Raw genomic sequence first — 13,708 nt, 5'->3', positions numbered from 1 at the left:
ATTCTGCCATGAGCACCCTCACCTCACTGAATCTGCAGGTCCGCCCGATCTGCGCTGCGGACAACCAGCCGATTGCACAGGTGATCCGCACGGTGTCAGCCGAGTTTGGCCTGACCGCGGATAAAGGCTATACCGTCGCCGATCCCCAGCTTGATAGCCTGTTTGAACTCTACAGTACCCCAGGGAGCGCCTACTGGATTGTGGAGCTGGAAGGCAGCGTCGTGGGCGGCGGCGGCATTGCGCCGCTGGCGTGCAGCGCGCCCGATATCTGCGAACTCCAGAAGATGTATTTTCTGCCGCAGGTGCGCGGGCTCGGCCTGGCGCGTGAACTGGCGCTGCGCGCGCTGGCGTTTGCCCAGGCGCAGGGGTTCCGCCGCTGCTATCTGGAGACCACCGCCAGCCTGACGCGGGCGATTGCGCTTTATGAAGCGCTGGGATTTACGCACATTGACCGCGCCATGGGCTGTACCGGTCACGTCGATTGCGAAGTGCGGATGCTTAAAACGCTGGCGTAGAAGCCCGCACTCAGAACGCGGGCACGCCGCTGTGAAAGCGCAGCTCCGTATCCGGCTCGCCGATCAGGCGCGCTTCCGCTGCGCCGATCGCCTGCACGCGCGGTGTAATATCGCGCGGTGAGATCTGCGCTGCCAGCGCAAGGTAGTCCTGATAGTGACGCGCTTCTGAACGCAGCAGCGAGATATAGAACTTCTCCAGCTGCGCATCCAGATGCGGTGCCAGGCTGGCAAACCGTTCGCAGGAGCGCGCTTCAATATAGGCGCCGCAAATCAGCTTATCCACCAGCGTATCGGGCTCATGGGTGGTGACCTCCCGCAGCAGCCCTTTTGCATAGCGGCTGGCGGTGATTTTGCGGTAAATCAGACCGCGCGCCTGCATGATCTCCCATACCTGATAAAAGTGGTGCAGCTCCTCTTTGATCAGCAGCACCATCTTCTCCACCATCTCATCCGCCCACGGCAGTTCGTTGCGCACGATAACGCTTTTGGTCAGATTTTTATGCGCATTGATGAAGTCGCTGCTGTGCGCTTCGCCAAAGACAAACGCCTCATAAGGTTCGAGCCACGCCAGAATCGCCTCACCGCTCGGTTTATCTGCCACATATTTACGGATCAGCCATACGGCGGTCTGTGCCGCTTTCAGCTCACATACCATGTGATCGGTCAGCAGCAGCGTAAGATTTTCCGGTTTGCGCGCCTCTGCGATCCACGCCTCAGGCGTGCGACAGTGCAGGAACTGGTGGATGGGTGCTAATAGCGGGGCGTAATTCATCGGTGGTCTTTACAGGCAGGTAAGTGAAACGGGCGACAGGCGCCGCCCGGTACAATCAGTGACGGACGCCGTTATCCTCGCCGTCGTCGTCCATCTCTTCATCTTCGTCTTCGTCATCTTCCGCGTTGGGATCTTCGAAGTAGGTACCCCAGCCGTCATAATCGACGTTGTATTTGCCCACCAGGTTCACCAGCTGCTCAACCTGCGCATCGATCAGTTCAGGTTTCAGGGCAGATTCGCTGAGGATATCCACACACATTACCGTGGTGCCATCTTCCAGCTCCAGCTCTTCCGGCTCGGTGACTTCATAGCCCAGCTTAAACGCATCAACTGCCGCTTTTTCCAGCGAGTCGAAGTTGTTGCAGGAGAGATGATGTTCAATGGTGTAGAGCGCGTCCGGATCGCTTCCGTCATCCAGCAGCTCTTCGATGATCAGACGCGTCTCTTCGCGCTGTTCTTCCAGCAATGCTTCGTATGCCATGTGTGAGTCCTCAAAATGGTGGCAGTGAATGCAATTATTTTCCCATACTGCCTCGCGCGCCACTACACAAAACAGAAAGTTTATTTGCGCCGGGGTTGAAAATGAATATTCATACCATTAAATTGAATTTTAATTCATTATTAAGCAGCTTACGGAGCAAAGCATGAGCCAGTTATATTCGAAACATTTCCTGCGGTTGCTGGATTTTACTCCGGCAGAGATCGCCAGCCTGCTGTCGCTGGCCGCTGAATTAAAGCAGGCCAAAAAAAGCGGCAGTGAACCGCGCTACCTTACCGGCAAAAATATTGCGCTCATCTTCGAAAAAGACTCGACCCGTACCCGATGCTCTTTCGAAGTTGCCGCTTACGATCAGGGTGCAAACGTGACCTATCTCGGGCCGGGCGGCAGTCAGATTGGGCATAAAGAGTCGATGAAAGACACCGCCCGGGTGCTGGGACGCTTCTATGACGGTATTCAGTATCGCGGCTATGGTCAGGCGCTGGTGGAAACTTTGGCTGAACACGCCGGTGTACCAGTGTGGAACGGTCTGACCGATGAGTTTCATCCTACGCAGCTGCTGGCCGATCTGCTCACGATGCAGGAGCAGCTGCCGGGTAAAGCGCTGAGCGACATGACGCTGGTGTATGTGGGCGACGCGCGCAATAACATGGGCAACAGCATGCTGGAGGCCGCCGCGCTGACGGGGCTCGATTTGCGTCTGGTAGCGCCTGAAGCGTGCTGGCCGGAGAGCGAGCTGGTAGAGACGTGCCGGGCAGCGGCGGCGCAAACCGGCGGCAAAATTACGCTGACGGAGAATATCGCCGAAGGCGTGCAGGGTGCAGACTTTATCTATACTGACGTCTGGGTCTCTATGGGCGAGGCGAAATCGGTGTGGGAAGAGCGTATCGCTCTGCTGCGCCCCTATCAGGTTAACAGCGCGATGCTGGCGCTGACCGGTAATCCGCAGGTGAAGTTTCTGCACTGCCTGCCCGCTTTTCACGATGACAAAACCACGCTGGGCCAGCAGCTGGCGGCGCAGTACGGACTGGAAGCCGGAATGGAAGTCAGCGACGAGGTATTTGAGTCGGCGCACAGCGTGGTATTCGATCAGGCGGAAAACCGCATGCACACCATTAAAGCAGTGATGGTGGCCACGCTGGCTCAGCGCTGATTAACGCCAGGCAAACGTTTACTTAGCGCTTGCTGCCCGCCCGCGAATGCGTATAATGCGCCACAATTTGCCGGAGGAAATATGCCACAGCGCCAGCCACATTTTGCCGCTCCCGTCCGCCTGAACGCAGGCGGCACCGCTGTTTCTTTCCGCTATTCACCGATCGTTATAAAGCCCCTGTAAAGGGGCTTTTTTTTGTCCGCTATCCGGCAGCACTGAGGAGAAAGCTATGGCTAACCCGCTATATCGCAAACACATCATTTCCATCAACGATCTTAATCGCGATGAACTGGAGCTGGTGCTGCATACCGCTGCCCGGCTTAAGGCGCAGCCGCAGCCTGAGCTGCTGAAGCATAATGTGATTGCCAGCTGTTTTTTCGAAGCCTCTACCCGGACCCGCCTCTCGTTTGAGACGGCGATGCATCGCCTGGGGGCATCGGTGGTCGGGTTCGCCGACGGCGGTAACACCTCGCTGGGCAAGAAAGGCGAAACGCTGGCCGACACCATTTCCGTCATCGGCACCTACGTTGACGCTATCGTGATGCGCCATCCGCAGGAGGGTGCGGCGCGTCTGGCCACGGAATTTTCCGGCGGCGTACCGATCCTCAACGCCGGCGATGGTGCGAATCAGCATCCGACGCAAACCCTGCTCGATCTCTTTACCATCCGTGAAACGCAGGGGCGGCTTGATAACCTCAGCGTCGCGATGGTCGGCGATCTGAAATATGGCCGTACCGTGCACTCGCTTACGCAGGCGCTGGCAAAATTCACCGGCAACCGTTTTTACTTTATCGCCCCGTCAGCACTTGCCATGCCCGCCTATATTACCGATATGCTGGATGAACAGAACATCGTCTGGACGCGGCACGACAGCATTGAAGAGGTGCTGCCTGAACTCGACATTCTTTATATGACACGGGTGCAGAAAGAGCGTCTCGATCCGTCAGAGTACGCCAATGTTAAGGCACAGTTCATTCTGCGCGCCGCCGATCTGCACGGCGCGCGCGGCAATATGAAGGTGCTGCATCCGCTGCCGCGCGTGGATGAGATCGCCACCGACGTCGACAGCACGCCCCATGCCTGGTATTTCCAGCAGGCGGGGAACGGCATTTTTGCCCGCCAGGCGCTTCTGGCGCTGGTACTGAATAGCGAACTGACAGACTAAGGAGCCGACGATCATGACCCAGGATAATAAACTGCAGGTAGAAGCGATTAAACGCGGCACGGTAATCGATCATATTCCGGCCCAGACGGGATTTACGTTGCTGTCGCTGTTCCGCCTGACGGAAACCGAGCAGCGTATTACCATCGGCCTTAACCTTCCTTCCGGCGAGATGGGACGTAAGGATCTGATCAAAATCGAGAACACTTTTCTTACTGAAGATCAGATCAATCAGCTGGCGTTTTATGCGCCGCACGCTACGGTAAACCGTATCGAAGAGTATGAGGTGGTGGCCAAAATTACCCCAACGCTGCCGGCGCGCATTGAGCAGGTGCTGACCTGCCCGAACAGCAACTGTATCAGCCGCAGCGAGCCGGTTTTCTCCAGCTTTGCGGTAAAGCAGCGTGAAGATGATATCCACCTGCAGTGTAAATATTGCGAGAAGTCGTTTGCCCGCCATGTGGTGCTGGGTCACTGGTAATCATCTGACCGCTCCCTATAATGGGAACCCTTGCTTACGCGGCGAGCGCCCCGCTGGCCGCGCACTTCTGAGGAGAAACGATGTCTCGCGAAATCAGTACGGAACAGGCTCCCGCCGCTATCGGTCCCTATGTGCAGGGCGTAGATCTCGGCAGCATGATTATCACCTCCGGACAGATCCCGGTCGATCCGGCAACCGGCGCGGTCGCCGATGATGTGGCAGCCCAGGCGCGCCAGTCGCTGGAGAATGTCAAAGCGATTGTTGAAGCAGCCGGTCTGCAGGTTGGCGACATTGTCAAAACCACGGTCTTTGTCAAAGACCTCAACGACTTTGCCACGGTTAACGCCACTTACGAGGCGTTTTTTACTGAGCATCAGGCCAGCTTCCCGGCGCGCTCCTGTGTCGAGGTCGCCCGCCTGCCTAAAGATGTCAAAATTGAGATTGAAGCGATCGCCGTACGTCGCTGATCCCCTGCCCCTCTCCCGGCCGGGAGGGGGGACTCACCACTTCCTTGCGGCATATCAAGCCATACGCAATTAATCCCGCCCCGGACACAACATATAGTCATTACACTACCTGAAATATCTATATATAGCTCAGGAGTGGTGAATGGTGACGACGGTTATAAAACGCGACGGCTGCAGAGTCCCCTTTGATATACAGCGTATTGAACAGGCCATTGCGGCGGCGGCAGAGGCAGTGGCGCAGTGCGATCCTGCCTGGTGCCGGGCGCTGGCTGAGCAGATTGGTCAGCAGCTGGCCGCGCGCGCGGAAGTCGATATCCATGAGATCCAGCTGGCGGCTGAAGAGGCGCTGATGCATGCCGGTAAACCGGCGGTGGCGCGCGCGTGGATTGAGTATCGCCACGACCGGGACCGGGCGCGCGAGCAGCGCAGCCGGCTGCATCACGCCATCAGGGGGCTGGTGGAGCAGACCGACACCGCGCTGCTGCATGAGAATGCGAACAAAGACAGTAATGTCATCCCGACCCAGCGCGACCTGCTGGCGGGCATCGTGGCAAAACATTATGCGCAGCAGCATCTGCTGCCGCGCGCGGTGGCCGAGGCGCACGATCGCGGCGAGATCCACTATCACGATCTCGATTACGCCCCCTTTTTCCCGATGTTCAACTGCATGCTGGTCGACCTGCGCGGCATGCTGACCCGGGGCTTCAAAATGGGCAATGCGGAGATCGAGCCGCCGAAATCGATCGCCACCGCCACCGCCGTTACCGCGCAGATCATCGCGCAGGTCGCCAGCCATATTTATGGCGGCACGACGCTTAACCGCATTGATGAAGTGCTGGCGCCGTTTGTGGAATTAAGCATGGCGAAGCATCGGCAGGTCGCGGCGGCGTGGCAGATCGCCCGCGCGGAGGAGTATGCCCGGGAACGCACTGAAAAAGAGTGCTTTGACGCGTTTCAGTCGCTGGAATATGAAGTCAATACGCTGCACACCGCCAACGGCCAGACCCCGTTTGTGACCTTTGGCTTCGGGCTTGGCACCTGCGAAGCAGCACGCATGATCCAGCGGGCGATTCTGCACAACCGTATCGCCGGGCTGGGTAAAAACCATAAAACGGCGGTATTTCCCAAGCTGGTTTTTGCCATCCGCGAGGGGATTAACCGTCGACCGGGCGACATTAATTACGATATCAAACAGCTGGCGCTGCGCTGCGCCGCTAAACGCATGTATCCCGACATCCTCAATTATGACCAGGTTGTGGCGGTGACCGGCTCATTTAAAACGCCGATGGGCTGCCGCAGCTTTCTCGACCGCTATGACGTGCAGGGAGAGCCGGTTCATGACGGGCGCTGCAACCTCGGCGTGGTAACGATCAATCTGCCGCGCATTGCGCTGGAGGCACAGGGCAATGATGACCGCTTCTGGCAACTGCTCGATAAGCGGCTGGCGCTGACAAAGCAGGCCCTGATGACGCGTATCGCGCGTCTTGAACGCACCAAAGCGCGCGTGGCGCCGATTCTTTACATGGAGGGAGCGTGCGGCATACGGCTGCAGGCTGATGAAGAGATTGGCGTTCTGTTCCGCAACGGACGCGCGTCGGTTTCGCTTGGCTTTATTGGCCTGCATGAGACGCTGAATGCGCTGAGCGGTAATGCGCAGCACCCTTACGATTCGCCCACGCTGCAGGCAAAAGGCGTGGCGATTGTTTCCCGCCTGCGCGCAGCGGCCAGCGCGTGGAAAGCGGAGAGCGGCTACGGCTTTAGCCTCTACAGCACGCCGAGCGAAAACCTGTGCGATCGCTTCTGTCGCCTCGATGCAGCGGAATTTGGTGTGGTTCCGGGCGTGACCGATAAAGGCTACTACACCAACAGCTTCCACCTTGATGTAGAGAAGAAGGTGAATCCGTACGACAAAATCGATTTTGAAGCGCCCTATCCGGCCATCAGCAGCGGCGGCTTTATCTGTTACGGCGAATATCCCAGCCTGCAGCACAACCTGAAAGCGCTGGAAGATGTCTGGGACTACAGCTATCACCGCGTGCCCTACTACGGCACCAATACACCGATCGATGAGTGCTACGCCTGCGGCTTCAGCGGCGAGTTCAGCTGCACCAGCAAAGGCTTTACCTGTCCCGCCTGTGGCAATCGCGACCCTGCCCGGGTCTCCGTGACGCGCCGCGTCTGCGGCTATCTTGGCAGCCCGGACGCCCGCCCCTTCAATGCCGGTAAACAGCAGGAGGTGCAGCGACGCGTGAAGCACATGAGTGGCGGCCTGCCGAAATGATGCGTATTCATGGCTATTATGACATTGACGTGGTGAACGGGCCGGGCACGCGCTGCACGCTGTTTGTCGCGGGCTGCGAGCATCGGTGCCGGGGCTGCTATAACCCGCGCACCTGGCGCACCGACATGGGCACACCCTTTACGCTGCAGATGGAAGAACAGCTGATTGCCGATCTCAACGATACCCGCGTGCCGCGTCAGGGCTTATCGCTCAGCGGGGGCGATCCGCTGCATCCGCACAACGTACCGCATATTCGCCGGCTGGTGCGGCGCGTGCGGCGCGACTGCCCCGGTAAAGATATCTGGCTCTGGACCGGCTATGAGCTGGCTGAGCTTTCTGCCGCTCAGCGGGTGATACTCGACGCTATCGATGTGCTGATTGATGGCCGCTTTGTTGAGGCTGAAAAGGATGCACGGCTGCAGTGGCGCGGCAGTCGTAATCAAAAGATCTGGTGGTTGCGCCAGCCGCCGCCTGCGGAAGACATTGCGCCGCCGGGCTTGCGTTTCAGTGATTAGCGTCCAGACTTGTCAGGTCACTCATGCAACGAACCCTGGGTTCGTTAACCACATGGAGAAGAGAAGATGGGCAAGAAAATAGCGGTTCTGATCACCGATGATTTTGAGGATTCTGAATTTACCTCACCAGCGGATGCTTACACCCAAGCGGGCCATGAAGTGGTCACCATTGAGATGCAGGCAGGAAAAACGGTGAAAGGTAAACAGGGCAAAGCGGAAGTGAAGATTGATAAAGATATCGATCACGTCAGTGCAGCAGAATTTGATGCACTGCTGCTGCCGGGCGGCCACTCCCCCGACGCGCTGCGCGGTGACGATCGCTTTGTCAATTTCACCAAAGAGTTTGTTGCCAGCGGCAAACCGATTTTCGCTATTTGTCACGGTCCACAGCTGCTGATCAGCGCCAACGGCGTGCGCGGCCGCAAGATGACCTGTGTGAAAGCGATTGCGATCGATTTGCGTAACGCGGGTGCCGATTTTTACGACAAAGAAGTGGTCGTGGATGATGACAAGCTGGTCACCAGCCGCACCCCGGAAGATCTGCCGGCATTTAACCGCGAATCGCTGCGCATCCTGAGCGCATCATAATATCCCGGCCGCCCGTAGTATCCAGGGCGGCATGATATATCTGACCCAGGGCGGCATGAATGCCGCCCCTACAATTATACGACCTGTAGGGGGCGCATTCATGCGCCCCTGGTTTTTGCGATATACCCGCCCCAGGGCGGCATGAATGCCGCCCCTACAATTATACGACCTGTAGGGGGCGCATTCATGCGCCCCTGGTTTTTGCGATATACCCGCCCCAGGGCGGCATGAATGCCGCCCCTGTGATTGCACGACCTGTAGGGGGTGCATTTATGCGCCCCTGGTTTATTTATGATGCGATACGCTGCCAGCTGATTTTCTTGCCAAAACCCAGTGTGTTATCCGTCATCTTCAGCTCATCTATCGTGAGCTGCCAGAGAGGCGCGGTGACTTTTTTTGCGACCGGAAAACGGCGCTGATAGGCGCTTAACGCCTGCGCATCCTCGCTTAGCCGGATATGTCCGCGATACTGGACGCCTTTAAGCAGCTGAACACTTTTCGGCTGGCCATTAATGGTGCCTGCGACCTGCGGGTTATGCAGCATCATGGCACCGTGACGCGTGGCGGTGTCGCTCATCAGCCAGAATGCCATCTGTGCTTCATCAAACAGATAGTAGCAATTAGCGCACCACAGCTCTTCCGATGCGCTGGCGCAAAGCGAAAGCACATGCTGTTTCTTCAGGTAGCGCAGTAAATGAGACAGATCGGACAAAGGTCGCTCCCTGCACATAGCCGTGAACGCGGCGGCACGTTACACTGCTGGTGCTTTGTTTTGAGGTCTGAGAAATGGAACAGAACTGGCAGCTTTATATGCTGCAAACCGCTGCCGGGATGATCTATACCGGAATTACCACCGATGTGGCGCGCCGGCTGCTGCAGCATCAGCAGGGACGCGGCGCCCGCTCGCTGCGCGGTAAAGGGCCGCTTACGCTGATGTTTCACTGCCCTGCCGGTGACCGCGCTGCGGCTTCACGACTGGAGTATCAGGTCAAACAACTCGCCCGTACCCACAAACTGCTGCTGATAGCGCAACAGCCGGCGTGTCTGACCACCTGGTTTACTCAGCGTGGTTAAAAGGCGCAGCAAATACCACTAACCCTTCTGCGCCGCTGAACGCATCGTCTGCCAGCTTGTAAATCTGGAATGTCGCCTCGCTGTCGGGCCAGCGGCAGTGCAGCCCATGATGGGCCGCCGGCTCAAAGCCCAGCGGCTGGTAAAATGCGGGATCGCCCAGCACCACGACCGCGCTGTAGCTGAATTCATTCAGTGAATCGAGCCCCTCATAAACCAGCTGCTTTGCCAGGCCCTGCCCGCGTACCGAACTGTCAACGGCCAGTGGAGCCAGCGCCACCCAGTTACGATCTTCACCCTGCAGCGTTACCGGACTGAAAGCAGCATAGCCCAGCACCTGACCCTCATCATCGGTTGCCACCACGCCCAGCGTGAGCAATCCATCTTCGCGCAGCTGCTGTACCCGTTCAGCTTCAGCTGGGGTCGCAAAACTGCGTTTTAACAGGCTGTCGATGCCGGCAGCATCAACGCCAATCTCAGTACGAATTAACATGGCATCCCCGTGCGTGACGCATAAGCCTGCGCCTTCTGTTCCCTTCTGCCTTAGCCTGAGCAGCTACCAGCAGCAAGTCGTTGGCTTCGCCGCGAAACCCGGCATCTGCTTCGGCATCGCGTGAAACGGTCAGACGCCTCCTGCAGCGTGGCGATGCGGCAAAACTGACTCGCAGCAATCCGATCGCCCAGGCCGCGCCCTTGCAGAAAGTCTAACTCACCTTCAGCGAAAACATGACGAAATTGCGCGTTTAAGAGTTGTTGCAAAAGAGTTTTTTCCATCTCCGTACCCGCTTTGCCCGCAATATACGCCTATTCAGCAGGCTTTTTCCCCTAACCGGCGGCGTACGGTTACGAACGGTGTGGCTCTGCGTATTTATAACAGGTTATCAATTATGCCATCTCTGTCGCGCAGTCCTCCCTGCTGAGATCAACAAGCCTGCTATTACGCGTCAGGAAAATAGCGCAGCGGCAGGGGTATACCTTCCGGAAAAATGGTTAATAAAGGCACAATCCGGCTACATCCCTGCCCTTAATAGCAGTTTTAATATGGGTAATGTTGCGTAATACTTATGGCAGCAGGCTGTTCAACGCCTGCGCCATCATTTGCTGGAGTACTCATGTCTGAGAAAAAACCTGTTCGCCTGTCCGTGCTGGATCTGGCTCCTATTCCGCAAGGCGCGTCTGCGCGCGACGCCTTTCACCATTCACTGGCGCTGGCGCGTCAGGCGGAAGCGCTGGGTTTCCACCGCTACTGGCTCGCTGAGCATCACAACATGACCGGTATTGCCAGCGCGGCGACCTCGGTGCTGATCGGGTATCTCGCGGCAAATACCGAAACCCTGCGGCTTGGATCCGGCGGGATTATGCTGCCTAACCATGCGCCGCTGGTGATTGCCGAGCAGTTCGGTACCCTGGAGTCGCTCTACCCTGGTCGCATCGATCTCGGGCTGGGCCGTGCACCGGGTTCCGATCAGCGCACGATGATGGCGCTGCGCCGTCATCTCTCCAGCGCCCAGGCCGACAGCTTCCCGGAAGATGTCGCTGAGCTGCTGCGCTGGTTTGATGCTGAAGAAGGCGAGCATCATCCGGTACAGCCAGTGCCGGGCCTCGGCCTGAAAATTCCGGTGTGGCTGCTCGGCTCAAGCCTTTACAGCGCTCAGCTGGCGGCGAAGCTCGGGCTGCCGTTTGCCTTTGCCTCGCACTTCGCCCCGGATCTGCTGCTGCAGGCGCTGCATCTGTACCGTGAGAAGTTCCAGCCTTCGGCGCGCCTGGCTAAGCCATACGCTATGGTCTGTGTGAATATTGTGGCGGCAGAGAGTGAGCGCGACGCGCGCTTCCTGTTTACCTCCATGCAGCAGCAGTTTATCAACCTGCGCCGCGGCAAGCCGGGCCCGCTGCCTGCGCCGGTGGAAAATATGGATAGCCTCTGGTCGCCGTCAGAGCAGTATGGCGTGCAGCAGGCGCTGAGCATGTCGATTGTGGGCGATAGCGAAAAGGTGCGTCACGGTCTGGCAGCGTTGCAGCGCGAAACGCAGGCGGATGAGATCATGGTCAACGGTCAGATCTTCGATCCCAAAGCGCGGCTGCGCTCATTTGCGCTGGCGATGGAAGCTGCCGGCACGCTGTAGCAGGTTGAGTAAAAGAGATAAAAAAAGGGACGCCGCATGGCGTCCCTTTTTATTGCTTAACGTTTAGCGATTATGCATCACGACGACGTGAGGTGCCTTCGTCGCGACGTGGGCCACGGCCCGCTTCGCGGCTAAAGCGTCCGCCTTCGCGGCCACCTTCACGACGCTCGGAGAAGCGACGCGGTGCGCCTTCACCACGTGGTGCACTGTCGCCACGCGGTGCGCTGCTGCGACGCTCGCCACCGAAGTCACGACCGCCACTGCGGCGCTCAGTACGCTCGTGCGGCTGTGCATCACCCAGCAGCTGCATATTCATCGGCTTGTTCAGAATACGCGTGCGCGTGAAGTGCTGCAGAACTTCACCCGGCATGCCTTTTGGCAGTTCGATGGTGGAGTGCGTGCCAAACAGCTTGATGTTACCAATGTAGCGGCTGCTGATATCGCCTTCGTTAGCGATAGCACCCACAATGTGGCGAACTTCAACGCCGTCATCGCGACCCACTTCAATGCGGTAAAGCTGCATGTCGCCAACGTCACGACGCTCACGACGTGGACGATCGCCATCACGGCTCTCACCACGGCTGTCGCGGTCACGACGCGGACGGTCAGCGCGGTCATCACGATCGCGGAACTCACGACGCTGCGGACGCGGCGCGTCAGCCGGTACGATCAGTGGACGTTCACCCTGAGCCATTTTCAGCAGGGCAGCCGCCAGCGTTTCGATATCCAGCTCTTCTTCCGGCTGCATTTTGCTCAGCAGCGCGCGATACTGATCCAGATCGCTGCTTTCCAGCTGCTGCTGTACTTTTGCTGCAAATTTGGCCAGACGACGCTCACCCAGCAGCTCTGCGTTTGGCAGTTCTACTTCCGGAATAGTCAGCTTCATGGTGCGTTCAATGTTACGCAGCAGACGACGCTCGCGGTTCTCAACGAACAGCAGCGCACGGCCAGCGCGGCCCGCACGACCGGTACGGCCGATACGGTGAACATAAGACTCCGCATCCATCGGGATATCGTAGTTAACAACCAGGCTGATACGCTCAACGTCCAGACCGCGCGCCGCAACGTCGGTTGCAATCAGGATATCAAGACGGCCATCTTTCAGGCGCTCCAGCGTCTGCTCACGCAGTGCCTGGTTCATGTCGCCGTTCAGCGCGGCACTGTTGTAGCCGCTGCGCTCTAAGGCTTCAGCCACTTCCAGCGTTGCGTTTTTGGTACGCACGAAAATGATGGCTGCATCAAAGTCTTCTGCTTCCAGGAAACGCACCAGCGCTTCAGTTTTACGGCCGTAAGCGGTCCAGTAAGACTGTGAAATATCCGGACGCGTGGTCACGCTTGACTGGATACGCACTTCCTGTGGATCTTTCATGAAGCGTTTGGTAATACGACGAATCGCTTCTGGCATAGTTGCAGAGAACAGTGCGGTCTGATGACCTTCCGGGATCTGCGCCATGATGGTTTCAACGTCTTCGATGAAGCCCATACGCAGCATTTCATCAGCTTCGTCCAGAACCAGACCACGCAGGTTAGAGAGGTCCAGAGTACCACGCTTCAGGTGGTCCAGCAGGCGGCCCGGGGTACCCACAACGATCTGTGGTCCCTGACGCAGGGCGCGCAGCTGTACGTCATAACGCTGGCCGCCATACAGGGCCACGACGTTGACGTTACGCATATGTTTAGAGAATTCTGTCATCGCTTCAGCCACCTGCACCGCCAGTTCGCGGGTCGGTGCCAGCACCAGAATCTGTGGTGCGCGGACAGAAGGATCAACGTTGTTTAACAGCGGCAGTGAGAACGCCGCGGTTTTACCACTACCGGTCTGCGCCATACCCAGAACATCGCGGCCCGCCAGCAGGTGAGGAATACACTCAGCCTGGATTGGGGAAGGCTTAACGTAGCCCATACCGTTCAGAGATTCGAGGATGTCGGCGTTCAGGCCCAGATCAGCAAAAGTGGTTTGAATATCAGTCATGTAGTACACGTGCCTCTTAGATTGCGGCGGCCAGTCTACATAACTCGTCGTGAAAATTTTCAGTCATTTTCATCAAAAAGTGTGAACCGGCTCAAATTAGAAGTTTTGA

The 13,708-nt window shown here is 57.7% G+C and carries 15 protein-coding genes; 10 read left to right on the top strand and 5 right to left on the bottom strand.

Translation table 11 applies throughout. The annotated features are described in order from the left end of the window. The first annotated feature begins 8 nt into the window (after positions 1 to 8). Positions 9 to 515: a GNAT family N-acetyltransferase gene (locus tag F3J39_RS13750; protein WP_039382322.1), complete on the top strand. Its 507-nt coding sequence runs from the start codon at positions 9 to 11 to the stop codon at positions 513 to 515. A gap of 10 nt (positions 516 to 525) precedes the next feature. On the opposite strand, the gene miaE is transcribed toward F3J39_RS13750, so the two are convergent. After that, complete coding sequence (miaE, locus tag F3J39_RS13745) at positions 526 to 1,287, bottom strand: tRNA isopentenyl-2-thiomethyl-A-37 hydroxylase MiaE (protein ID WP_039382319.1); 762 nt, start codon at positions 1,285 to 1,287, stop codon at positions 526 to 528. Positions 1,288 to 1,342: 55 nt separating this feature from the next. Continuing rightward, on the bottom strand, positions 1,343 to 1,768 hold the full coding sequence (rraB, locus tag F3J39_RS13740) for a ribonuclease E inhibitor RraB (protein ID WP_039382316.1): 426 nt from the start codon (positions 1,766 to 1,768) through the stop codon (positions 1,343 to 1,345). 163 nt (positions 1,769 to 1,931) lie between these two features. On the opposite strand from rraB, the gene argF reads away from it, so the two are divergent. The 7 genes from argF to F3J39_RS13705 all read left to right on the top strand — a co-directional run bounded on the left by argF (position 1,932) and on the right by F3J39_RS13705 (position 8,433). Beyond that, positions 1,932 to 2,939, top strand: a complete 1,008-nt coding sequence (argF, locus tag F3J39_RS13735) for an ornithine carbamoyltransferase (protein ID WP_108570019.1) — start codon at positions 1,932 to 1,934, stop codon at positions 2,937 to 2,939. A gap of 229 nt (positions 2,940 to 3,168) precedes the next feature. After that, on the top strand, positions 3,169 to 4,104 hold the full coding sequence (pyrB, locus tag F3J39_RS13730) for an aspartate carbamoyltransferase (RefSeq protein WP_039382311.1): 936 nt from the start codon (positions 3,169 to 3,171) through the stop codon (positions 4,102 to 4,104). A 13-nt stretch (positions 4,105 to 4,117) separates the two neighbouring features. Further along, on the top strand, positions 4,118 to 4,582 hold the full coding sequence (gene pyrI / locus F3J39_RS13725) for an aspartate carbamoyltransferase regulatory subunit (protein ID WP_039382309.1): 465 nt from the start codon (positions 4,118 to 4,120) through the stop codon (positions 4,580 to 4,582). A gap of 80 nt (positions 4,583 to 4,662) precedes the next feature. Further along, positions 4,663 to 5,049 (top strand): 2-iminobutanoate/2-iminopropanoate deaminase, encoded by a 387-nt coding sequence (gene ridA / locus F3J39_RS13720; protein ID WP_039382308.1) that lies wholly within the window; start codon positions 4,663 to 4,665, stop codon positions 5,047 to 5,049. 142 nt (positions 5,050 to 5,191) lie between these two features. Further along, positions 5,192 to 7,330, top strand: coding sequence for an anaerobic ribonucleoside-triphosphate reductase (gene nrdD, locus F3J39_RS13715; protein WP_166714311.1), 2,139 nt, complete (start codon positions 5,192 to 5,194; stop codon positions 7,328 to 7,330). Next, positions 7,327 to 7,845, top strand: a complete 519-nt coding sequence (gene nrdG / locus F3J39_RS13710; protein ID WP_166714310.1) for an anaerobic ribonucleoside-triphosphate reductase-activating protein — start codon at positions 7,327 to 7,329, stop codon at positions 7,843 to 7,845. The genes nrdD and nrdG overlap by 4 nt, the downstream gene beginning before the upstream one ends. A 66-nt stretch (positions 7,846 to 7,911) precedes the next feature. Next, entirely contained in the window at positions 7,912 to 8,433 is a 522-nt protein-coding gene (locus tag F3J39_RS13705) for a type 1 glutamine amidotransferase domain-containing protein (protein WP_039382303.1), read from the top strand. A 289-nt stretch (positions 8,434 to 8,722) separates the two neighbouring features. On the opposite strand, the gene F3J39_RS13700 is transcribed toward F3J39_RS13705, so the two are convergent. Next, positions 8,723 to 9,145: a YhbP family protein gene (locus F3J39_RS13700; RefSeq protein WP_104085588.1), complete on the bottom strand. Its 423-nt coding sequence runs from the start codon at positions 9,143 to 9,145 to the stop codon at positions 8,723 to 8,725. 74 nt (positions 9,146 to 9,219) lie between these two features. Between F3J39_RS13700 and F3J39_RS13695 the strand changes: the two genes are divergently transcribed. After that, entirely contained in the window at positions 9,220 to 9,507 is a 288-nt protein-coding gene (locus F3J39_RS13695; protein ID WP_039382299.1) for a GIY-YIG nuclease family protein, read from the top strand. Here the strand turns inward: F3J39_RS13695 and F3J39_RS13690 are convergent. Further along, complete coding sequence (locus F3J39_RS13690; RefSeq protein WP_094110677.1) at positions 9,491 to 9,997, bottom strand: N-acetyltransferase; 507 nt, start codon at positions 9,995 to 9,997, stop codon at positions 9,491 to 9,493. The two genes, F3J39_RS13695 and F3J39_RS13690, sit on opposite strands and share 17 nt — an antisense overlap. Positions 9,998 to 10,616: 619 nt before the next feature. Between F3J39_RS13690 and F3J39_RS13685 the strand changes: the two genes are divergently transcribed. Continuing rightward, positions 10,617 to 11,627 carry a luciferase-like monooxygenase gene (locus tag F3J39_RS13685; protein ID WP_039382294.1) on the top strand — a complete coding sequence of 337 codons (1,011 nt, stop codon included), beginning with the start codon at positions 10,617 to 10,619 and terminating at the stop codon, positions 11,625 to 11,627. Positions 11,628 to 11,697: 70 nt separating this feature from the next. Here F3J39_RS13685 and F3J39_RS13680 read toward each other — a convergent pair whose 3' ends face one another. Then, positions 11,698 to 13,599 (bottom strand): DEAD/DEAH family ATP-dependent RNA helicase, encoded by a 1,902-nt coding sequence (locus F3J39_RS13680; protein WP_039382292.1) that lies wholly within the window; start codon positions 13,597 to 13,599, stop codon positions 11,698 to 11,700. Between the last annotated feature and the right edge of the window lie 109 nt (positions 13,600 to 13,708).

This window comes from Pantoea sp. Acro-807 (assembly GCF_011752675.1).
GTDB lineage: Bacteria > Pseudomonadota > Gammaproteobacteria > Enterobacterales > Enterobacteriaceae > Pantoea > Pantoea eucrina.
This window is presented reverse-complemented; position numbering and strand designations above follow the sequence as displayed.